Here is a 21,451-nt window from a genome sequence, read left to right as displayed (position 1 = left end):
TCCCATGATTTAGCCCCACAACTGTGGGGCTTTTTTATGGCAGTATGCTGTCACTCTTTTCTGACAAGGACCTGTTGTGAACGGTGAATTAATCTGGGTATTGAGCCTGCTGGTCTTCGCCATCATTCTCTTTGCTACCGGTAAAGTGCGCATGGATGCCGTGGCATTACTGGTGATAGTGGCGTTCGTGCTAAGCGGCACCCTCACGCTCCCCGAAGCGTTATCGGGCTTTAGCGATCCGAACGTTATTTTGATTGCCGCACTCTTTATTATTGGTGATGGGCTGGTTCGCACCGGCGTCGCCACCAGTATGGGCTCCTGGCTGGTGAACGCCGCAGGCAGCAGCGAAACCAAAATGCTTATCCTGCTGATGCTGACCGTGGCCGGGTTGGGAGCCTTTATGAGCTCCACCGGCGTAGTGGCCATCTTTATCCCGGTGGTGTTAAGCGTCTGCATGAGGATGCAGATCCCGCCATCACGCCTGATGATGCCGCTCAGCTTCGCCGGGCTTATCAGCGGCATGATGACGCTGGTAGCAACGCCACCCAACCTGGTGGTTAACAGCGAACTTTTGCGCGAAGGGCTGCAGGGATTTAGCTTTTTTAGCGTCACGCCGCTGGGGTTGGTGATTCTGGTGCTGGGTATTGCCTACATGCTGCTGACTCGCTTTGTCCTGAAGAGCGAAACGCAGGATAAATCCCGGGACGGCTGGAAGCGCCGCACATTTCGCGATTTGATCAAAGAGTATCGCCTGACCGGGCGGGCCCGTCGTCTGGCTATCCGCCCCGGTTCCCCCCTGATTGGTCAACGGCTGGACGATCTTAAACTGCGTGAACGATACGGCGCGAACGTGATTGGGGTAGAGCGCTGGCGCCGTTTTCGGCGGGTGATCGTGAATGTTAACGGTGTATCTGAATTCCGCGCCCGTGACGTATTACTTATCGACATGTCCTCTGCCGATGTCGATCTGCGTGAATTTTGCAGTGAGCAGTTGCTGGAGCCGATGGTGCTGCGGGGAGAGTATTTCTCCGATCAGGCGCTGGACGTGGGGATGGCAGAAATTTCGCTGATTCCCGAATCGGAACTGCTGGGCAGGACCATGCGCGAGATCGGTTTTCGTACGCGCTATGGGCTCAATGTAGTGGGATTGAAGCGTGACGGCGTGGCAATGGATGGCGCCGTGGTGGATGAACCCTTACAGTTGGGCGACATTTTCCTGGTGGTGGGGAACTGGAAACTTATCTCCCAGCTCGGCCAGCGCGGGCGCGACTTTGTGGTCATGAACCTGCCCGTTGAGGTGAGTGATGCCTCACCGGCTCACAGCCAGGCGCCACATGCTATTTTCTGTCTGGTGCTGATGGTCGCGCTGATGTTAACGGATGAGATCCCTAACCCGATTGCGGCGATTATCGCCTGCCTGCTGATGGGGAAATTCCGCTGTATTGATGCACAAAGCGCCTATAAGGCAATCCACTGGCCGAGCATCATACTCATCGTCGGGATGATGCCCTTTGCGCTGGCGCTGCAAAAAACGGGCGGGGTAGATTTGGTGGTTAAAGGATTGATGGAACTCGGCGGCGGATATGGGCCTTACATGATGCTAATCTGCCTGTTTGTAATGTGCGCCACCATTGGTCTGTTTATCTCCAATACCGCCACGGCTGTGCTGATGGCGCCCATTGCGCTGGCGATGGCGAAATCGATGGGGGTCTCGCCTTACCCGTTTGCAATGATGGTGGCGATGGCCGCTTCAGCCGCCTTTATGACCCCGGTCTCTTCTCCGGTTAACACGCTGGTACTGGGGCCCGGGAACTACCGGTTTAGCGATTTCGTAAAATTGGGCGTGCCTTTTACCGTGCTGGTTATGGTGGTGTGCGTCATTTTGATCCCGGTGCTGTTTCCATTTTAATACCGCGCGTAATTCGGGTGGCGACAGCGCCACCCGGCCCGGAAATTACAGTGGGGAATCCTGGCTAATCTCATCCAGCGACAGGTGGAAGCTCGGGACAAATACCTGCATAAAGTAATCCATTTCGTCACTGCGACGGGCTTCCAGCGTCTTTTCCAGGCGCGTTTTCGCCAGCAAGAATTCATGATTGCCGGCCGAGAGCTCCTCAAGGCATTTCAGATAAGCACAGAGCGCATCTGCCTGCTTAACCAGAGACTTCTCTTCCTCGCTGTATTGGTATTCGTCGATCAGGGGGGCAAAAATATCGCGCAGCTCTTCAGGCACCATGTCGACCAGCTTCTGCTGAGCTATTTTTTCAATCGCTTTGTACTCCTGAGCAATCTGCGAATTGAAATACTTCACCGGCGTGGGCAGATCCCCTGTCAGCACTTCAGAAGCATCATGATACATCGCCAGCAGTGCGATTCGCTCTGCATTCACCTGTCCGTTGAATTTGCGGTTTTTAATGGCGGCCAGCGCATGGGCAACCATGGCGACCTGCAGACTATGCTCTGAGACGTTCTCGGTCCGCACGTTGCGCATCAGCGGCCAGCGGTTAATCAGTTTCAGGCGGGAAAGGTGGGCAAAGAAATGACTCTCACTCATAGGTTACCTTTTGTCTAACACGGCGACAGACTTCATTGTGAGGGGAGGGGCGGGCAGATGCAAATCGGGCTGCCATTGGCAGCCCGGAAGGTGTTACTGATGATACCCAGAGAGGAATCGACCAAAACGACTGACCGCCATCTCAAGTTCATCCTCACGCGGCAGGGTAACAATGCGCACATGATCCGGCCATGGCCAGTTGAACGCCGTTCCCTGGACGAGCAGCACTTTTTCTTGCAGCAGGAAGTCGAGCACCATTTTTTGATCGTCAAAGATGTTAAAGCGTTTGATGTCGATTTTCGGGAACATATAGAGCGCGCCTTTTGGCTTCACGCAGGAGACGCCCGGAATGTCATTAATCAGCTCCCATGCGCGATTACGTTGCTCATACAGGCGACCGCCTGGCACGATAAATTCGCTAATGCTCTGATAACCACCCAGCGCCGTCTGAATAGCGTGCTGGGCTGGTACGTTGGCGCACAGGCGCATAGAGGCCAACATTTCCAGCCCTTCGATATAGCCTTTGGCGTGCTTTTTCGGGCCGTTCAGAACCATCCAGCCCTGACGGAAACCGGCGACGCGGTAGGTCTTAGACAGGCCGTTGAACGTGACGGTCAGCAGATCCGGAGCCATCGCGGCGATAGAGTGGTGTTGCGCTTCGTCGTAAAGGATCTTGTCGTAAATTTCGTCGGCGAAGATGATCAGGTTATGCTGACGGGCGATCTCAACGATCTCCATCAACAGCTCTTTTGAATAGACCGCACCCGTTGGGTTGTTCGGGTTGATGATCACGATGCCGCGGGTGCGAGGGGTAATTTTAGCGCGGATATCGTCCAGATCAGGGAACCAGTCGGATGACTCATCACAGAGGTAATGCACCGCTTTACCACTGGAAAGCGAGACAGCGGCGGTCCAGAGTGGGTAATCCGGAGCGGGCACCAGCATTTCGTCACCGCTGTTGAGCAGCGCCTGCATGGCCTGCACGATCAGCTCTGATACGCCGTTGCCAATATAGATATCTTCTACCGTAACATCGCGCATCCCGCGAGCCTGGTAGTGCTGCATAATGGCTTTACGGGCGGAGTAAAGCCCTTTCGAATCACAGTAGCCCTGTGCGGTAGGCAGGTTTCGGATCACATCAACCAGTATTTCATCCGGGGCATCGAAACCAAATGGCGCCGGGTTACCGATATTGAGTTTGAGAACTTTATTGCCTTCTTCTTCGAGGCGTTTGGCCTCTTTAAGAACGGGCCCGCGGATGTCATAACAGACGTTGTCTAATTTACTGGATTTTTCGATAGGGGACATGAACCTTTGACCTTTTAACTGTTATTGCCACTCCCTGCCGTGGAAGTCAGCACGAAACAATGTACTCCTTGAAAGGCCTTTTTTAAAGCATGAGCAGAAGAAGATTTTGCTAATTAAGAAAAACTATCATTAAAATTTTAATCTACTATTTGCGTTACGACGAATAAGACCTGCCACGGGTTTGTTATAATCTGGTGTAAAGTTTTGCAAGTGACATCTTTTACTGGATTTTACACTAACGGATGAATCGGCATTGGCTTCGCAAACCGATATACAGAGGTTTCCCCTGGCAATTTTTCGTAAATGCTGAATTAATTGCGATTATCACGATTCAAATCCCGCTTTATATAAACGTTGATCATGTGAATATAATGTTAAGTATAATTAATGAATAATCTTTTTTTAAATTATTGTGTATTTCAAAATAAGGGTGAAATCGTAACTTTCGTTAATATTAATAAAAATAATTTAGACTCTTATCAACAGGGTTAAATCATCCGGGATGCAATAAGACTTATAAATAAAATGGATTTAGGTTAAGATGATGCAACAGGCCTGCAGTACGCGATTGCGGCTTGTTGTAAATCTTAGTTATGCCTCCATTAATAGCATATTGTTATTAATAGATTTATCTTTACCCGGAGAAGCGAAGCGACGCCCATTGCTGCTTTAGCTTGACTACGATAAAGTTGAGCCTGAAGCGCCACTGCCTTTCGTGCATTACCTAATCCGGTAAAAATTTATATTTACTGAACGTAAAGCTAATAAAAATATCGTCAGATACGTTGTGTTTGACGACGGATATACCTGGACTTCAACTTTCTGTCTGGCAGTCTGCCGGTCGGGATTACAAGGATTCTTGTTCAGAAGGACCTGTTTTACTTTTACGCACACAGCTTCTACCCGAGGCAGCTCCGCATGAGCCACCTGTAAGTGAAAAGATATGATGAATGCAAATCGTCCGATACTGAACCTCGATCTCGATCTGCTGAGAACTTTTGTTGCAGTCGCCGATCTGAATACATTTGCAGCTGCGGCTGCGGCAGTCTGCCGTACCCAATCGGCTGTTAGCCAACAAATGCAACGACTGGAACAACTGGTCGGGAAAGAGCTTTTTGCCCGCCACGGCCGCAACAAACTCCTGACTGAACATGGTATTCAGTTGCTGGGCTATGCCAGAAAAATACTTCGCTTCAACGATGAAGCCTGCACGTCGCTAATGTTTAGTAACCTACAGGGTGTCTTAACCGTAGGGGCGTCTGATGAGTCGGCTGATACTATTTTGCCTTTCCTGCTTAATCGTATTAGTTCGGTTTATCCGAAGATTGCGTTGGACGTCAGGGTTAAACGCAATGCGTTTATGATGGAGATGCTGCAGGAGCAGGAAGTAGACCTGGTTGTCACAACCCAACGAATGGAGCATTTCAGTTGCCTGACGCTCCGTACGTCACCCACTCACTGGTATTGTGCAGCCGAGTATCAACTGCAGCGCGGCGAGCCCATCCCGCTGGTACTGATGGATGATCCCAGCCCGTTCCGCGACATGGTTCTGGCCACATTAAATGCCGCCAATATTCCCTGGCGTCTCGCCTACGTAGCGACAACCCTGCCAGCCGTCCGTGCGGCGGTGAAAGCCGGACTAGGCGTCACCGCGCGCCCGGTTGAGATGATGAGCCCGGATTTGCGAGTATTAGGCAAATCAGACGGGCTGCCGATGCTGCCCGATACGGAATATTTGCTGTGTCATAACGCGACTAGTCAGAACGAGTTAGCGCAAACCATCTTCTCGGCAATGGAAAATTATCAGAATCCATGGCAGTACAATAATGTTACCCCGGAAGGAGGGGATGACTCTCTCGTCATCGAAGGAGATTTTGAATAAAAGTTCGGCAATTTCCTCGTAACAAAATGTAAGTGTTAAAAAAGAGCCACTGACGCCACTTTCGCGCGCTGTGGTTCTTTTTTTGCAATTCGATTTGAAAAGTTTCTGTTAAGTAAAGTTAATTTTATTGTTTATCAAGATTATATGGATTACGCGCTGTATTCGTTACTCCCATTCTTACAGCTTATGGTTGTCAATTTGCATGTTAAAAAAACAGCGAAGATGTTGCCGTTTTTTTGATTGAATTAACAAAAGCGTGTCTCAGATCAAGAAAATACTCCTCTTTGGGGGGAGGAATCAGCGACAAATCCTGTCAAAATAGGAGGGTAATCTTTTTTTTACATCAAAACGGACACGATTCAACAGTATGCAGTTGACCAAATGTCATGTTCCCGCCAGGGTTAAAGGGCATTAAATGTTAACGAGAATCGTTCGATGTAATTTAATGTGAAGAAACCTTTGTTAAAGTTGACAAAAGGTTATAGAAAGGAGTAAAAAACCACATCATTTTGCTGTCTATGTCTCATTTCTGACAGTTGGTGTAAGGTTATTTGTTCCTCCCCATGAATCGATGTGATGCCCATCTGCCAGCAAGAGCAGTGTCGTCGGTATCACTTTTGATGAGTAAGCAATGAGTATGTCAACATCCACAGAAGTCATCGCTCATCACTGGGCATTCGCAATCTTTCTTATTGTAGCCATTGGCCTGTGCTGCCTGATGTTAGTCGGCGGCTGGTTCCTGGGCGGTCGCGCCCGCGCAAGGCACAAAAACACACCTTTTGAATCAGGTATTGATTCTGTAGGTACTGCTCGCTTACGCCTGTCTGCCAAGTTCTATCTGGTAGCCATGTTCTTCGTCATCTTCGACGTTGAAGCGCTCTATCTTTTCGCATGGTCTACCTCCATTCGTGAAAGTGGTTGGGTAGGCTTTGTCGAGGCCGCAATTTTCATTTTAGTGTTACTGGCCGGTCTGGTTTATCTGGTGCGCATTGGCGCGCTGGACTGGACACCTGCACGTTCACGTCGTGAACGTATCAACCCGGAAAACAGTATCTCTAATCGTCAGCAGTAACAGCGAGGCAATAAGATGGATTATACGCTCACCCGCATAGATCCTAACGGTGAGAATGACCGTTACCCCCTGCAAAAACAGGAGATCGTAACCGACCCCCTGGAGCAAGAAGTCAATAAAAGCGTGTACATGGGCAAACTCGAAAATGCCATGCACGATATGGTCAACTGGGGTCGTAAGAACTCCATTTGGCCGTATAACTTTGGTCTTTCTTGCTGCTACGTTGAAATGGTGACGTCATTCACTGCGGTGCATGACGTTGCGCGTTTTGGTGCAGAAGTACTGCGTGCCTCTCCGCGTCAGGCTGACCTGATGGTGGTGGCCGGTACCTGCTTTACCAAAATGGCGCCGGTCATTCAGCGTCTGTACGACCAGATGCTCGAGCCAAAATGGGTTATTTCCATGGGCGCTTGTGCAAACTCAGGCGGAATGTACGACATTTACTCCGTTGTCCAGGGCGTAGATAAGTTCATCCCGGTTGATGTGTACATCCCAGGTTGCCCGCCGCGCCCGGAAGCTTACATGCAGGCGCTGATGCTGCTGCAGGAGTCGATTGGCAAAGAACGCCGTCCGCTCTCCTGGGTGGTAGGCGACCAGGGTGTCTATCGCGCGAACATGCAGTCTGAGCGCGAGCGTAAACGCGGCGAACGTATTGCAGTGACCAACCTGCGTACGCCTGACGAAATTTAATTTGCGCCTGCGGGCGGTGGAGAAAAGCTTCGTACATCACTATTCAAATAGCGCGAAGCCCCGCCTGGCAGTCACCACGGACCATTTGCAATGGTGAACAATATGACCGACTTAACCGCGCAAGACGCCGCATGGCAAACACGGGATCACCTGGATGACCCGGTCATTGGCGAACTGCGCAACCGTTTTGGGCCGGATGCCTTTACTGTTCAGGCCACCCGCACCGGGGTACCCGTTGTTTGGGTGAAGCGTGAGCAATTACTGGAAGTTGTCGATTTCCTCAAGAAATTGCCAAAACCTTACGTCATGCTGTTTGACTTACACGGCATGGATGAACGTCTGCGTACGCACCGCCACGGGTTACCCGCGGCGGATTTTTCCGTTTTCTACCACCTGATCTCAATAGACCGCAACACGGATATCATGCTCAAGGTGGCCTTGTCTGAAAACGACATGCATCTGCCGACGATCACCAAAATTTTCCCGAACGCGAACTGGTATGAGCGTGAAACCTGGGAAATGTTTGGTATGACTTTCGATGGCCACCCAAATCTGACGCGCATCATGATGCCGCAGACCTGGACCGGCCACCCGCTGCGTAAAGATTATCCGGCCCGTGCGACCGAATTCGACCCGTTTGAGCTGACCAAAGCCAAGCAGGATCTGGAGATGGAAGCGCTGACCTTCAAGCCGGAAGACTGGGGCATGAAGCGCGGTACCGATAACGAGGACTTCATGTTCCTCAACCTCGGTCCAAACCACCCGTCTGCGCACGGTGCCTTCCGTATTATTCTTCAGCTTGATGGCGAAGAGATTGTCGACTGTGTTCCGGACATCGGTTATCACCACCGTGGTGCTGAGAAGATGGGCGAGCGTCAGTCCTGGCACAGCTATATTCCGTATACCGACCGTATCGAGTATCTGGGCGGCTGCGTTAACGAAATGCCATACGTGCTGGCCGTTGAGAAACTGGCAGGGATCACCACGCCGGATCGCGTTAACGTAATCCGCGTTATGCTGTCTGAACTGTTCCGTATCAACAGCCATCTGCTGTACATCTCCACGTTCATTCAGGACGTCGGTGCGATGACCCCGGTCTTCTTCGCCTTTACCGACCGTCAGAAAATTTACGATCTGGTGGAAGCAATCACCGGTTTCCGTATGCACCCGGCCTGGTTCCGTATTGGCGGTGTCGCACACGACCTGCCGCGCGGCTGGGACCGTCTGCTGCGTGAGTTCCTCGACTGGATGCCGAAACGTCTCGCCTCCTACGAGAAAGCTGCGCTACGCAACTCCATTCTGAAAGGCCGCTCTCAGGGCGTTGCTGCCTATGGCGCGAAAGAAGCGCTGGAGTGGGGCACAACAGGTGCAGGTCTGCGCGCTACCGGTATCGATTTCGACGTGCGTAAAGCCCGTCCATACTCTGGCTACGAGAACTTCGACTTTGAAATCCCGGTTGGCGGTGGTGTTTCCGACTGCTACACCCGCGTGATGCTGAAAGTGGAAGAGCTGCGTCAGAGTCTGCGCATCCTTGAGCAGTGCCTCAACAACATGCCGGAAGGGCCGTTTAAAGCGGATCACCCGCTGACCACGCCGCCGCCGAAAGAGCGCACGCTGCAACATATCGAAACCCTGATCACGCACTTCCTGCAGGTTTCCTGGGGTCCGGTCATGCCGGCGCAAGAATCCTTCCAGATGATTGAAGCGACCAAGGGTATCAACAGTTACTACCTGACCAGCGACGGCAGCACCATGAGCTACCGTACCCGCGTGCGTACGCCAAGCTTTGCGCACCTGCAACAGATCCCGGCCGCCATTCGCGGCAGTCTGGTCTCCGACCTGATTGTTTATCTGGGTAGTATCGATTTTGTTATGTCAGATGTGGACCGCTAATTATGCACGAGAATCAACAACCACAGACCGAGGCTTTTGAGCTGAGTGAAGCAGAGCGTGCCGCCATTGAGCACGAGATGCACCACTACGAAGACCCGCGTGCGGCGTCCATTGAAGCGCTGAAAATCGTTCAGAAACAGCGTGGCTGGGTGCCGGATGGGGCGATCTATGAGATTGCAAAAGTGCTGGGTATTCCGGCAAGTGACGTTGAAGGCGTAGCCACGTTCTACAGCCAGATCTTCCGTCAGCCGGTAGGCCGCCATGTGATCCGCTACTGTGACAGCGTTGTTTGTCACATCACGGGCTATCAGGGCATTCAGGCCGCCATTGAGAAGAAACTCAATATCAAGCCGGGTCAGACGACCTTTGATGGTCGCTTTACCCTGCTGCCAACCTGCTGCCTGGGTAACTGCGACAAGGGGCCGACCATGATGATTGATGAGGACACTCACAGCCATCTGACGCCGGAAGCGATTCCTGACCTGCTGGAGCAGTATAAATAATGAAAAATATTATTCTGACTCCCGAAACCCATCCGCTGACCTGGCGTCTTCGCGACGACAAGCAGCCGGTGTGGCTGGAAGAGTATCAGGCGAAAAATGGCTATGCTGGCGCGCGCAAGGCGCTCGGCGGTATGGCCCCGGATGAGATCGTCAATGCGGTTAAAGACGCTGGCCTGAAAGGGCGCGGCGGCGCGGGCTTCTCCACTGGTCTGAAGTGGAGCCTGATGCCAAAAGACGAATCCATGAACATCCGTTACCTGCTGTGTAACGCTGATGAAATGGAGCCGGGTACTTATAAAGACCGCCTGCTGATGGAGCAGCTGCCGCACCTGCTGGTGGAAGGCATGCTGATCTCCGCGTTTGCGCTGAAAGCCTACCGTGGCTACATCTTCCTGCGCGGCGAGTATATCGAAGCGGCAGAAAACCTGCGTCGCGCGATTGCCGAAGCGACCGAAGCCGGTCTGCTCGGTAAAAACATTCTGGGCACCGGTTTTGACTTCGAACTGTTCGTGCACACCGGGGCAGGGCGTTATATCTGCGGTGAAGAGACCGCGCTGATTAACTCCCTGGAAGGTCGCCGTGCGAACCCACGTTCCAAGCCGCCGTTCCCGGCCAGCTCCGGCGTGTGGGGTAAACCGACCTGCGTTAACAACGTCGAAACCCTGTGTAACGTTCCGGCGATCCTCGCCAATGGCGTGGAGTGGTATCAGGGCATCTCTTCAAGCAAAGATGCCGGCACCAAGCTGATGGGCTTCTCCGGCCGCGTGAAGAATCCTGGCGTCTGGGAACTGCCGTTCGGTACCACCGCGCGTGAGATTCTTGAAGACTACGCGGGCGGCATGCGTGATGGCCTGAAGTTCAAAGCCTGGCAGCCGGGTGGAGCAGGAACAGACTTCCTGACCGAAGCTCACCTCGACCTGCCGATGGAATTCGAAAGCATTGGTAAAGCGGGCAGCCGTCTGGGTACGGCGCTGGCGATGGCCGTCGACCACGAGATCGGCATGGTTCCGCTGGTGCGTAACCTGGAAGAGTTCTTTGCCCGCGAGTCCTGCGGCTGGTGTACGCCGTGCCGTGACGGTCTGCCGTGGAGCGTGAAAATTCTGCGTGCTATCGAACGTGGCGAAGGTCAGCCTGGTGATATCGAGACACTTGAGCAACTGTGTCGATTCCTGGGCCCAGGTAAAACCTTCTGTGCCCACGCACCGGGTGCCGTCGAGCCGCTGCAGAGCGCGATTAAATATTTCCGCGAAGAATTCGAAGCAGGCATCAAGCAGCCGTTCAGTAATACCCATTCGATCAATGGTATTCAGCCGAACCTGCTTAAAGCACGCTGGTAATTCCCCCTTGCCCCGGACCTCTTCCTCAAGGGAGAGGGAGAAAACCGGGCTCTATCCTCTCCTTCAGGGAGAGGGGTAGGGTAAGGGTGATAAAAAGAATTTTGATTAACGCTCGAAGCAATTCGAGCCAACTGGAAGCATGCTAATGGCTACGATTCATGTAGACGGCAAAGAATACGAAGTCAACGGGGCGGACAACCTGCTAGAAGCTTGTCTGTCTCTTGGCCTCGATATTCCGTACTTTTGCTGGCATCCGGCGCTGGGCAGCGTCGGTGCTTGCCGCCAGTGTGCGGTGAAGCAATATCAAAACGCGGAAGACACGCGTGGTCGCCTGGTGATGTCCTGTATGACGCCGGCCACCGAAGGCACGTTTATTTCGATTGATGACGAAGAAGCCAAACAGTTCCGCGAAAGCGTGGTGGAGTGGTTGATGACCAACCACCCGCACGACTGTCCGGTGTGTGAAGAGGGCGGTAACTGCCACCTTCAGGATATGACCGTCATGACCGGTCACAGCTTCCGTCGCTATCGCTTTACCAAGCGTACCCACCGTAACCAGGACCTGGGGCCGTTCATCTCTCACGAAATGAACCGCTGCATCGCCTGCTACCGCTGCGTGCGTTACTACAAAGATTACGCAGACGGTCAGGATCTGGGCGTGTATGGCGCGCATGACAACGTCTACTTCGGTCGTCCGGAAGATGGCGTGCTGGAAAGCGAATTCTCCGGTAACCTGGTAGAAATCTGCCCGACCGGCGTATTCACAGATAAAACGCACTCCGAGCGCTACAACCGTAAATGGGACATGCAGTTTGCACCAAGCATCTGCCAGCAGTGTTCCCTCGGCTGTAACACCAGCCCGGGTGAGCGTTACGGCGAACTGCGTCGTATCGAAAACCGTTACAACGGTACCGTTAACCACTACTTCCTCTGCGACCGCGGTCGTTTCGGCTATGGCTACGTGAACCTGAAAGACCGTCCGCGTCAGCCGGTTCAGCGCCGTGGCGATGACGTCATCACCCTGAACGCCGAGCAGGCGATGCAGGGCGCGGCTGATATTTTGCGTCAGTCGAAGAAGGTGATCGGTATCGGCTCCCCGCGCGCCAGCATCGAAAGCAACTTCGCGCTGCGCGAGCTGGTTGGGGCAGAAAACTTCTATACCGGTATCGCGAAGTCAGAGCAGGAACGTCTGCAGCTGGTACTGAAAGTGCTGCGTGAAGGTGGCGTTCACACCCCTGCGCTGCGCGAAATCGAATCTTATGACGCGGTGCTGGTGCTGGGTGAAGATCTGACTCAGACCGGCGCACGTGCGGCTCTGGCGGTTCGTCAGGCGGTGAAAGGTAAAGCGCGTGAAATGGCAGCGGCCCAGAAAGTGGCTGACTGGCAGATTGCGGCGATCCTGAACATCGGTCAGCGCGCGAAGCATCCGCTGTTTGTAACCAACGTCGACAATACCCGTCTGGACGACATCGCCGCGTGGACCTACTGTGCACCGGTGGAAGATCAGGCACGCCTGGGCTTCGCCATCGCGCATGCGCTCGATAGCAACTCTCCGGCCGTTGAACTGGATCGTGACCTGCAGAACAAGGTTGACGTGATTGTTCAGGCTCTGGCGGGCGCGAAGAAACCGCTGATTATTTCCGGTACCAACGCCGGTAGTGCCGAGATCGTACAGGCGGCAGCGAACGTTGCTAAAGCCCTGAAAGGCCGCGGCGCGGACGTGGGTATCACCATGATTGCCCGTGCGGTGAACAGCATCGGTCTGGGTATGATTGGCGGCGGCTCGCTGGAAGACGCGTTAAGCGAACTGGAATCCGGTTCTGCTGACGCCGTTGTGGTGTTGGAAAACGACCTGCATCGCCACGCCTCTGCCGCTCGCGTTGACGCAGCGCTTTCAAAAGCGCCGCTGGTGATGGTCATTGACCATCAGCGCACCGCGATTATGGACAAAGCGCACCTGGTGCTCTCTGCGGCAAGTTTCGCCGAAAGCGACGGTACGGTCATCAACAACGAAGGACGCGCACAGCGCTTCTTCCAGGTTTACGACCCGGCCTACTACGACAACAACATTATCATGCTGGAAAGCTGGCGCTGGCTGCACTCCTTGCACAGCACCCTGCTCAGCCGTGAAGTGGACTGGACGCAGCTCGACCACGTTATTGATGCGGTAGTCGAAAAACTGCCTCAACTGGCCGGTATCAAAGACGCGGCGCCGGAAGCGAGCTTCCGTATTCGCGGTCAGAAACTGGCGCGTGAGCCGCACCGCTACAGCGGCCGTACCGCGATGCGTGCCAACATCAGCGTGCATGAGCCTCGTCAGCCGCAGGACAAAGACACGATGTTTGCCTTCTCGATGGAAGGGAACAACCAGCCGTCTGCACCGCGTTCACAGATTCCGTTCGCATGGGCTCCGGGCTGGAACTCACCGCAGGCATGGAACAAGTTCCAGGCTGAAGTGGGCGGCTCCCTGCGCCACGGCGATCCGGGCGTACGCCTGATTGAAGCCTCTGAAACCGGTCTGGACTTCTTCACGACCGTGCCGGCGAGCTTCCAGGCGGAAGAGGGTAACTGGCGTATTGCACCTTACTACCATCTGTTCGGTAGCGATGAAATGTCCCAGCGCTCTCCGGTCTTCCAGACCCGTATGCCGCAGCCGTACATCAAGCTCAACCCGGCGGACGCCGCGAAGCTTGGCGTTAACGCGGGTGCGAACATCGCTTTCAGCTACGATGGCCAGACGATCAGCCTGCCGCTGATTATCTCCGAAGGTTTGACCGCCGGCCAGGTGGGTCTGCCGATGGGTATGCCTGGCATCGCGCCGGTTCTGGCGGGTGCGCGTCTTGATAACCTGCAGGAGGCAAAAGCATGAGTTGGTTAACGCCGGATCTTATCGACATCCTGCTGAGCATTCTGAAGGCGGTTGTGATTCTGCTGGTGGTGGTCACCTGCGGTGCATTCATGAGCTTTGGTGAACGTCGCCTGCTCGGTCTGTTCCAGAACCGTTACGGGCCGAACCGCGTGGGCTGGGGTGGTTCACTCCAGCTGGTCGCGGACATGATCAAGATGTTCTTTAAAGAGGACTGGATCCCGAAATTCTCGGATCGCGTCATCTTTACGCTGGCCCCAATGATCGCCTTTACCTCGCTGCTGCTGGCGTTTGCTATCGTTCCCGTCAGCCCGACCTGGGTTGTGGCTGATCTGAACATCGGCATCCTGTTCTTCCTGATGATGGCAGGCCTCGCGGTTTACGCGGTACTGTTCGCAGGCTGGTCCAGTAACAACAAATACTCACTGCTGGGTGCGATGCGTGCTTCCGCGCAGACCCTGAGCTACGAGGTGTTCCTGGGGCTCTCCCTGATGGGCGTGGTGGCGCAGGCCGGTTCATTCAACATGACCGACATCGTCAACAACCAGGCCGACATCTGGAACGTTATCCCGCAGTTCTTTGGTTTTGTTACCTTTGCTATCGCAGGCGTGGCGGTGTGTCACCGTCACCCGTTTGACCAGCCAGAAGCCGAACAGGAACTGGCCGACGGTTACCACATTGAATATTCCGGTATGAAGTTCGGTCTGTTCTTCGTGGGCGAGTACATCGGTATCGTCACCATTTCCGCGTTGATGGTAACGCTGTTCTTTGGTGGCTGGCATGGCCCGTTCTTACCGCCATTCATCTGGTTCGCGCTGAAAACCGCGTTCTTTATGATGATGTTTATTTTGATTCGCGCAGCGTTACCGCGTCCTCGTTATGACCAGGTAATGTCCTTCGGCTGGAAAGTGTGCCTGCCGCTGACGCTCGTCAATTTATTGGTAACGGCGGCTGTCATTCTCTGGCAGCAGCCATAAGGGGCTTTAGACCATGACCTTAAAAGAATTATTGGTAGGTTTCGGCACCCAGGTACGCAGTATCTGGATGATCGGCCTGCACGCGTTTGCAAAACGCGAAACCCGGATGTACCCGGAAGAGCCGGTATATCTGCCGCCGCGCTACCGTGGCCGTATCGTGCTGACGCGCGATCCGGACGGTTCAGAGCGCTGCGTAGCCTGTAACCTGTGTGCGGTAGCCTGTCCGGTAGGCTGTATCTCTCTGCAGAAAGCAGAGACGGTCGATGGCCGCTGGTACCCGGAGTTTTTCCGCATCAACTTCTCACGCTGCATCTTCTGCGGTCTGTGTGAAGAAGCGTGCCCAACCACGGCGATTCAGCTGACTCCAGACTTCGAGCTGGGTGAGTACAAGCGTCAGGATCTGGTGTACGAGAAAGAGGATCTGCTGATTTCCGGTCCGGGCAAATACCCGGAATATAACTTCTACCGGATGGCGGGTATGGCAATCGACGGCAAAGATAAGGGCGAAGCAGAGAACGAAGCTAAGCCTATCGACGTCAAGAGCCTGTTACCGTAAGGAGAGGGCAATGGAATTCGCTTTTTATATCTGTGGCCTTATCGCCATCCTGGCTACGCTGCGAGTGATTACGCACACCAACCCGGTGCATGCGCTGCTCTATTTAATCATCTCGCTGCTGGCTATTTCCGGGGTGTTCTTTGCGCTGGGCGCGCACTTCGCCGGTGCGCTGGAAATCATTGTTTACGCCGGTGCCATTATGGTGCTGTTCGTCTTCGTGGTGATGATGCTGAACCTGGGCGGCTCCGAAATTGAGCAGGAACGTCAGTGGTTAAAACCGCAGGTGTGGATTGGCCCGGCGATTCTGTCGGCCATCATGCTGGCGGTGATTGTTTACGCCATTCTGGGCGTGAACGATCAGGGCATCGACGGCACGCCGATCAGCGCCAAAACCGTGGGTATTGCCCTGTTTGGCCCGTACGTTCTGGCGGTTGAGTTGGCCTCAATGCTGCTGCTGGCGGGCCTGGTTGTTGCCTTCCACGTTGGCCGCGAAGAGCGCGTCGGCGAGGTGCTGAGCAACCGCACTGACGACCGCGCGAAAAGAAAAACGGAGGAGCGCGCATGATCCCCTTAACACATGGACTGATCCTCGCTGCGATTTTGTTCGTCCTGGGCTTAACCTGTCTGGTTATCCGCCGCAATCTGCTGTTTATGCTGATTGGACTGGAAATCATGATTAACGCTTCGGCGCTGGCCTTCGTGGTCGCCGGGAGCTACTGGGGCCAGGCCGATGGTCAGGTGATGTACATTCTTGCTATCAGCCTCGCGGCTGCCGAAGCGAGTATTGGCCTGGCGCTGTTGCTGCAGCTCCATCGTCGCCGCCAGAACCTGAACATCGATTCAGTAAGTGAGTTGCGTGGATGAACATGCTTGCCTTAACCATTATTTTTCCGCTGATTGGCTTCCTGCTGCTGTCGTTCTCACGCGGCCGCTGGTCTGAGAATCTCTCTGCCACCGTTGGTATGGGGTCTGTCGGTCTGGCTGCGCTGGTCACGGCGTATGCGGGTATCGACTTCTTTAATAACGGGCGTCAGGCCTTTAGCGTTCCACTGTGGACCTGGATGTCGGTAGGCGATTTCAACATCGGCTTTAATCTGGTGCTGGACGGACTGTCGCTGACCATGCTCTCTGTGGTCACCGGCGTGGGCTTCCTGATCCACATGTTCGCCTCCTGGTATATGCGCGGTGAAGAGGGTTATTCCCGCTTCTTCGCCTACACCAACCTGTTTATCGCCAGCATGGTTGTCCTGGTGCTGGCCGATAACCTGCTGCTGATGTATCTCGGCTGGGAAGGGGTGGGTCTCTGCTCTTACCTGCTGATCGGGTTCTACTACACCGATCCGAAGAATGGCGCAGCGGCCATGAAAGCGTTTGTCGTAACCCGCGTGGGTGACGTCTTCCTCGCCTTTGCGCTGTTCATTCTCTACAACGAACTGGGCACGCTGAACTTCCGCGAAATGGTGGAACTGGCGCCGGCGCACTTCGAGGCAGGTAATAACATGCTGTGGTGGGCGACGCTGATGCTGCTGGGTGGTGCTGTGGGTAAATCCGCACAGCTGCCGCTGCAGACATGGCTGGCCGACGCGATGGCGGGCCCAACGCCTGTCTCCGCGCTGATCCACGCCGCGACCATGGTGACCGCAGGGGTTTATCTGATTGCGCGTACCCATGGTCTGTTCCTGATGACCCCGGAAATTCTGCATCTGGTGGGTATCGTGGGTGCCGTAACGCTGGTGCTGGCAGGTTTCGCCGCGCTGGTGCAGACCGACATCAAGCGTGTTCTCGCATATTCCACCATGAGCCAGATCGGCTACATGTTCCTGGCGCTGGGCGTTCAGGCGTGGGACGCGGCCATTTTCCACCTGATGACTCACGCGTTCTTTAAAGCGCTGCTGTTCCTCTCATCCGGTTCGGTGATTCTGGCCTGCCACCACGAGCAGAATATCTTCAAAATGGGCGGACTGCGTAAGTCCATCCCGCTGGTTTACGCTTGCTTCCTGGTGGGCGGCGCGGCGCTGGCGGCACTGCCGCTGATCACCGCGGGCTTCTTCAGTAAGGACGAAATCCTTGCGGGCGCCATGGCGAATGGTCATATCAATCTGATGGTTGCGGGTCTGGTCGGTGCATTCATGACCTCCCTGTACACCTTCCGTATGATTTTCATCGTCTTCCACGGTAAAGAACAAATTCACGCTCACGCAGGGAAGGGGATTACCCACCACCTGCCGCTGATTGTACTGCTGGTACTCTCCACCTTCGTTGGCGCGATGATCGTGCCACCGCTGCAGGGCGTACTGCCAGCAACCACCGAACTTGAGCACGGTCGCGTTCTGACCCTCGAAATCACCTCCGGTGTGGTCGCGATTGCGGGCATCCTGATTGCGGCATGGCTGTGGCTGGGCAAACGTACGTTGGTGACTGCGGTTGCTAACAGCGCGCCGGGCCGTCTGCTGGGCACCTGGTGGTACAACGCGTGGGGCTTCGACTGGCTGTACGACATGATCTTCGTAAAACCGTTCCTCGGCATTGCGTGGCTGATTAAGCGCGATCCACTGAACTCACTGATGAACATTCCGGCAATCCTCTCTCGCTTTGCAGGTAAAGGCCTGCTGTTCAGCGAGAACGGTTATCTGCGCTGGTATGTGGCGTCCATGAGCATCGGTGCGGTTGTCGTGCTGGCGCTGCTGATGGTATTGCGTTGATCGTTAAGTGAATTTTATTCGAATTCGTTGAAAATCAGGCCCCTGCTGGGGGCCTTAAAAAGGAATGCAAATCGCCATGTTACTACCCTGGCTAATATTAATTCCCTTCATCGGCGGCTTCCTGTGCTGGCAGACTGAACGCTTTGGCGTGAAGATGCCGCGCTGGATTGCGCTGATTACCATGGGATTGACGCTCGCGCTTGGCCTGCAACTGTGGTTGCAGGGTGGCTACTCCCTGACGCAGTCTGCGGGCATTCCGCAGTGGCAGTCGGAGTTTATTCTGCCGTGGATCCCACGCTTTGGCATAACCATTCACCTGGCGATTGACGGCCTGTCGCTGCTGATGGTGGTGTTGACGGGTCTGCTCGGTGTTCTGGCGGTGCTCTGCTCCTGGCGAGAAATCGAAAAGTACCAGGGCTTCTTCCACCTGAACCTGATGTGGATCCTGGGCGGCGTTATCGGCGTGTTCCTTGCCATCGACATGTTCCTGTTCTTCTTCTTCTGGGAGATGATGCTGGTGCCGATGTACTTCCTGATCGCGCTGTGGGGCCATAAGGCATCCGACGGTAAAACGCGTATCACGGCGGCTACCAAATTCTTCATCTATACCCAGGCGAGCGGTCTGGTGATGTTGATTGCGATTCTGGCGCTGGTATTCGTGCACTACAACGCGACCGGTGTCTGGACCTTCAACTACCAGGATCTGCTGAAGACGCCAATGTCTCACGGTGTTGAATATCTGCTGATGCTGGGCTTCTTCATTGCCTTCGCGGTGAAAATGCCGGTGGTTCCTCTGCACGGCTGGCTGCCGGACGCGCACTCTCAGGCACCGACGGCAGGTTCCGTTGACCTGGCAGGCATCCTGCTGAAAACCGCGGCCTATGGTCTGCTGCGTTTCGCACTGCCGCTGTTCCCGAACGCCTCTGCTGAATTTGCGCCGATTGCGATGTGGCTCGGTGTGATCGGTATCTTCTACGGCGCGTGGATGGCTTTCACGCAATACGACATCAAGCGTCTGATTGCTTACACCTCTGTTTCCCACATGGGCTTCGTGCTGATTGCTATCTACACTGGCAGCCAGCTGGCGTACCAGGGGGCGGTGATTCAGATGATTGCACACGGTCTCTCTGCGGCCGGTCTCTTCATCCTGTGTGGCCAGCTGTACGAACGTCTGCACACCCGCGACATGCGTCAGATGGGCGGTCTGTGGAGCAAAATTAAGTGGCTGCCGGCGATGTCGATGTTCTTCGCGGTGGCAACGCTGGGGATGCCTGGCACCGGTAACTTCGTCGGCGAATTTATGATTCTGTTCGGCAGCTTCAAAGTGGTGCCGGTTATTACCGTGATCTCTACCTTTGGTCTGGTGTTCGCTTCCGTCTACTCCCTGGCGATGCTGCACCGCGCCTATTTCGGTAAAGCGAAGAGTGAAATCGCTGCCAAAGAGCTGCCGGGGATGTCGCTGCGTGAGCTGTTCATCATCCTGCTGCTGGTCGTACTGCTGGTGCTGTTGGGCTTCTTCCCGCAGCCGATTCTGGATACCTCGCACAGCGCGATGGGTAACATCCAGCAGTGGTTTGTTAATTCTGCTTCTACTACAAGGCCGTAAATCGCCATGACAATAACTCCACAACAACTGATTGCGCTGCTACCGCTGCTGATCGTCGGATTGACGGTGGTGGTTGTGATGCTCTCCATTGCGTGGCGACGCAATCACTTCCTGAATGCGACCCTGTCGGTTCTGGGTATGAACGCTGCGTTGGTTTCCCTCTGGTTTGTTGGCCAGGCGGGCGCGATGGATGTCACGCCGCTAATGCGCGTTGACGGCTACGCCATGCTGTACACCGGTCTGGTTCTGCTGGCGAGCCTGGCGACCTGTACCTTTGCTTATCCATGGCTGGAAGGTTACAAGGACAACAAAGAAGAGTTTTACCTGCTGGTACTGATTGCCGCACTGGGCGGCATTCTGCTGGCGAATGCGAACCACCTGGCCGCGCTGTTCCTCGGTATTGAGCTGATCTCATTGCCGCTGTTCGGTCTGATTGGCTACGCCTTCCGCCAGAAACGCTCGCTGGAAGCGGCGATCAAGTACACGATCTTGTCCGCTGCCGCGTCGTCGTTCCTGCTGTTCGGTATCGCACTGCTGTACGCACAGACGGGTAACCTCTCCTTCCTGGCTATCGGCAAGAGCCTGGGCGACGGTATGCTGCATGAGCCGCTGCTGTTGGCAGGCCTGGGTATGATGATTGTTGGCCTGGGCTTCAAGCTCTCTCTGGTTCCGTTCCACCTGTGGACGCCAGACGTTTACCAGGGTGCTCCGGCACCGGTATCGACCTTCCTGGCGACGGCGAGCAAAATCGCTATCTTCGGTGTGGTCATGCGTCTGTTCCTGTACGCACCGGTGGGTGATAGCGAAGCGGTACGCGTGGTGCTGGGCATTATTGCGTTCGTCTCCATTATCTTCGGTAACCTGATGGCGTTGAGCCAGACCAATATCAAGCGTCTGCTGGGCTACTCGTCTATTTCCCATCTGGGTTATCTGCTGGTGGCGCTGATTGCGCTGCAGAGCGGTGAAATGTCGATGGAGACCGTAGGCGTCTATCTGGCCGGTTATCTGTTCAGCAGCCTCGGCGCGTTCGGCGTGGTGAGCCTGATGTCCAGCCCGTACCGTGGCCCGGATGCCGACTCACTGTTCTCCTACCGTGGTCTGTTCTGGCACCGTCCGATTCTGTCTGCGGTGATGACGGTGATGATGCTGTCCCTGGCAGGTATTCCGATGACCCTGGGCTTTATCGGTAAGTTCTACGTGCTGGCCGTCGGTGTGCAGGCTGGCCTGTGGTGGCTGACCGCCGGTGTGGTTATCGGTTCCGCGATTGGTCTGTACTACTACCTGCGTGTTGCCGTGAGCCTTTACCTGAGCGCGCCTCAGCAGCTCAACCGCGATGCGCCGTCTAACTGGCAGTACAGCGCCGGTGGTATCGTGGTGCTCATCTCCGCGCTGCTGGTGCTGATCTTTGGTATCTGGCCGCAGCCGCTTATCACCATCGTGCAACACGCGATGCCGCTGATGTAAGCAAGCAAAAAACAAAAACCCGCTCCGGCGGGTTTTTTTAT

Annotated in this window: 17 protein-coding genes; 15 read left to right on the top strand and 2 right to left on the bottom strand. The window is 54.7% G+C overall.

The features are described from left to right. The first annotated feature begins 76 nt into the window (after positions 1-76). Positions 77-1,909 (top strand): SLC13 family permease, encoded by a 1,833-nt coding sequence (locus tag B2Q93_RS16950; protein WP_286933831.1) that lies wholly within the window; start codon positions 77-79, stop codon positions 1,907-1,909. Positions 1,910-1,954: 45 nt separating this feature from the next. On the opposite strand, the gene yfbR is transcribed toward B2Q93_RS16950, so the two are convergent. Next, positions 1,955-2,554, bottom strand: a complete 600-nt coding sequence (yfbR, locus tag B2Q93_RS16945) for a 5'-deoxynucleotidase (RefSeq protein WP_286933830.1) — start codon at positions 2,552-2,554, stop codon at positions 1,955-1,957. Between the two features lie 93 nt (positions 2,555-2,647). Then, positions 2,648-3,862, bottom strand: coding sequence for an alanine transaminase AlaA (gene alaA / locus B2Q93_RS16940; RefSeq protein ID WP_046884686.1), 1,215 nt, complete (start codon positions 3,860-3,862; stop codon positions 2,648-2,650). Positions 3,863-4,805: 943 nt separating this feature from the next. On the opposite strand from alaA, the gene lrhA reads away from it, so the two are divergent. The 14 genes from lrhA to nuoN all read left to right on the top strand — a co-directional run bounded on the left by lrhA (position 4,806) and on the right by nuoN (position 21,410). Next, complete coding sequence (lrhA, locus tag B2Q93_RS16935) at positions 4,806-5,744, top strand: transcriptional regulator LrhA (protein ID WP_046884687.1); 939 nt, start codon at positions 4,806-4,808, stop codon at positions 5,742-5,744. Positions 5,745-6,375: 631 nt separating this feature from the next. Beyond that, positions 6,376-6,816 (top strand): NADH-quinone oxidoreductase subunit NuoA, encoded by a 441-nt coding sequence (gene nuoA, locus B2Q93_RS16930; protein ID WP_032612789.1) that lies wholly within the window; start codon positions 6,376-6,378, stop codon positions 6,814-6,816. A 15-nt stretch (positions 6,817-6,831) separates the two neighbouring features. Then, complete coding sequence (gene nuoB, locus B2Q93_RS16925) at positions 6,832-7,506, top strand: NADH-quinone oxidoreductase subunit NuoB (protein WP_032612787.1); 675 nt, start codon at positions 6,832-6,834, stop codon at positions 7,504-7,506. Positions 7,507-7,596: 90 nt separating this feature from the next. After that, positions 7,597-9,399 (top strand): NADH-quinone oxidoreductase subunit C/D, encoded by a 1,803-nt coding sequence (gene nuoC / locus B2Q93_RS16920; RefSeq protein WP_154298765.1) that lies wholly within the window; start codon positions 7,597-7,599, stop codon positions 9,397-9,399. Between the two features lie 2 nt (positions 9,400-9,401). Beyond that, positions 9,402-9,902, top strand: coding sequence for an NADH-quinone oxidoreductase subunit NuoE (nuoE, locus tag B2Q93_RS16915; RefSeq protein ID WP_006176513.1), 501 nt, complete (start codon positions 9,402-9,404; stop codon positions 9,900-9,902). After that, entirely contained in the window at positions 9,902-11,239 is a 1,338-nt protein-coding gene (gene nuoF / locus B2Q93_RS16910; protein ID WP_046884688.1) for an NADH-quinone oxidoreductase subunit NuoF, read from the top strand. Before nuoE ends, nuoF begins: the two co-directional genes overlap by 1 nt. Before the next feature lie 145 nt (positions 11,240-11,384). Continuing rightward, positions 11,385-14,108 carry an NADH-quinone oxidoreductase subunit NuoG gene (gene nuoG, locus B2Q93_RS16905; protein ID WP_040074680.1) on the top strand — a complete coding sequence of 908 codons (2,724 nt, stop codon included), beginning with the start codon at positions 11,385-11,387 and terminating at the stop codon, positions 14,106-14,108. Next, positions 14,105-15,082 carry an NADH-quinone oxidoreductase subunit NuoH gene (gene nuoH, locus B2Q93_RS16900; protein WP_040074682.1) on the top strand — a complete coding sequence of 326 codons (978 nt, stop codon included), beginning with the start codon at positions 14,105-14,107 and terminating at the stop codon, positions 15,080-15,082. Before nuoG ends, nuoH begins: the two co-directional genes overlap by 4 nt. Before the next feature lie 13 nt (positions 15,083-15,095). Continuing rightward, complete coding sequence (gene nuoI, locus B2Q93_RS16895; protein WP_003861491.1) at positions 15,096-15,638, top strand: NADH-quinone oxidoreductase subunit NuoI; 543 nt, start codon at positions 15,096-15,098, stop codon at positions 15,636-15,638. A 10-nt stretch (positions 15,639-15,648) separates the two neighbouring features. Continuing rightward, the gene (nuoJ, locus tag B2Q93_RS16890; RefSeq protein WP_040074683.1) at positions 15,649-16,203 is read left to right on the top strand and encodes an NADH-quinone oxidoreductase subunit J; all 555 of its coding nucleotides are present in this window, start codon (positions 15,649-15,651) and stop codon (positions 16,201-16,203) included. Beyond that, a complete protein-coding gene (gene nuoK, locus B2Q93_RS16885) occupies positions 16,200-16,502 on the top strand; it encodes an NADH-quinone oxidoreductase subunit NuoK (RefSeq protein ID WP_040074684.1) in 303 nt (100 codons plus the stop codon). Before nuoJ ends, nuoK begins: the two co-directional genes overlap by 4 nt. Beyond that, positions 16,499-18,340: an NADH-quinone oxidoreductase subunit L gene (gene nuoL / locus B2Q93_RS16880; protein WP_040074685.1), complete on the top strand. Its 1,842-nt coding sequence runs from the start codon at positions 16,499-16,501 to the stop codon at positions 18,338-18,340. Before nuoK ends, nuoL begins: the two co-directional genes overlap by 4 nt. Positions 18,341-18,416: 76 nt before the next feature. Further along, positions 18,417-19,946, top strand: coding sequence for an NADH-quinone oxidoreductase subunit M (gene nuoM / locus B2Q93_RS16875; RefSeq protein ID WP_040074686.1), 1,530 nt, complete (start codon positions 18,417-18,419; stop codon positions 19,944-19,946). Positions 19,947-19,952: 6 nt separating this feature from the next. Continuing rightward, positions 19,953-21,410, top strand: coding sequence for an NADH-quinone oxidoreductase subunit NuoN (gene nuoN, locus B2Q93_RS16870; protein ID WP_046884689.1), 1,458 nt, complete (start codon positions 19,953-19,955; stop codon positions 21,408-21,410). Positions 21,411-21,451 lie beyond the last annotated feature (41 nt).

Origin of the sequence: Leclercia sp. UBA5958, from assembly GCF_002430365.1 — a bacterium.
Classification (GTDB): domain Bacteria; phylum Pseudomonadota; class Gammaproteobacteria; order Enterobacterales; family Enterobacteriaceae; genus Enterobacter; species Enterobacter pneumoniae.
Note: the sequence above shows the minus strand (reverse complement) of the source record. Positions and strands in the feature narration are given on the sequence as shown.

What these genes read in the sequence shown, in the direction of transcription:
- nuoK (WP_040074684.1), top strand. Translation starts at nt 16,200, where the DNA reads ATGATCCCCTTAACACATGGACTGATCCTCGCTGCGATTTTGTTCGTC.
- nuoC (WP_154298765.1), top strand. Translation starts at nt 7,597, where the DNA reads ATGGTGAACAATATGACCGACTTAACCGCGCAAGACGCCGCATGGCAA.
- nuoB (WP_032612787.1), top strand. Translation starts at nt 6,832, where the DNA reads ATGGATTATACGCTCACCCGCATAGATCCTAACGGTGAGAATGACCGT.
- nuoF (WP_046884688.1), top strand. Translation starts at nt 9,902, where the DNA reads ATGAAAAATATTATTCTGACTCCCGAAACCCATCCGCTGACCTGGCGT.
- alaA (WP_046884686.1), bottom strand. Translation starts at nt 3,862, where the DNA reads ATGTCCCCTATCGAAAAATCCAGTAAATTAGACAACGTCTGTTATGAC.
- nuoI (WP_003861491.1), top strand. Translation starts at nt 15,096, where the DNA reads ATGACCTTAAAAGAATTATTGGTAGGTTTCGGCACCCAGGTACGCAGT.
- nuoM (WP_040074686.1), top strand. Translation starts at nt 18,417, where the DNA reads ATGTTACTACCCTGGCTAATATTAATTCCCTTCATCGGCGGCTTCCTG.
- lrhA (WP_046884687.1), top strand. Translation starts at nt 4,806, where the DNA reads ATGATGAATGCAAATCGTCCGATACTGAACCTCGATCTCGATCTGCTG.
- nuoA (WP_032612789.1), top strand. Translation starts at nt 6,376, where the DNA reads ATGAGTATGTCAACATCCACAGAAGTCATCGCTCATCACTGGGCATTC.
- nuoN (WP_046884689.1), top strand. Translation starts at nt 19,953, where the DNA reads ATGACAATAACTCCACAACAACTGATTGCGCTGCTACCGCTGCTGATC.
- nuoL (WP_040074685.1), top strand. Translation starts at nt 16,499, where the DNA reads ATGAACATGCTTGCCTTAACCATTATTTTTCCGCTGATTGGCTTCCTG.
- nuoH (WP_040074682.1), top strand. Translation starts at nt 14,105, where the DNA reads ATGAGTTGGTTAACGCCGGATCTTATCGACATCCTGCTGAGCATTCTG.
- nuoE (WP_006176513.1), top strand. Translation starts at nt 9,402, where the DNA reads ATGCACGAGAATCAACAACCACAGACCGAGGCTTTTGAGCTGAGTGAA.
- yfbR (WP_286933830.1), bottom strand. Translation starts at nt 2,554, where the DNA reads ATGAGTGAGAGTCATTTCTTTGCCCACCTTTCCCGCCTGAAACTGATT.
- nuoJ (WP_040074683.1), top strand. Translation starts at nt 15,649, where the DNA reads ATGGAATTCGCTTTTTATATCTGTGGCCTTATCGCCATCCTGGCTACG.
- nuoG (WP_040074680.1), top strand. Translation starts at nt 11,385, where the DNA reads ATGGCTACGATTCATGTAGACGGCAAAGAATACGAAGTCAACGGGGCG.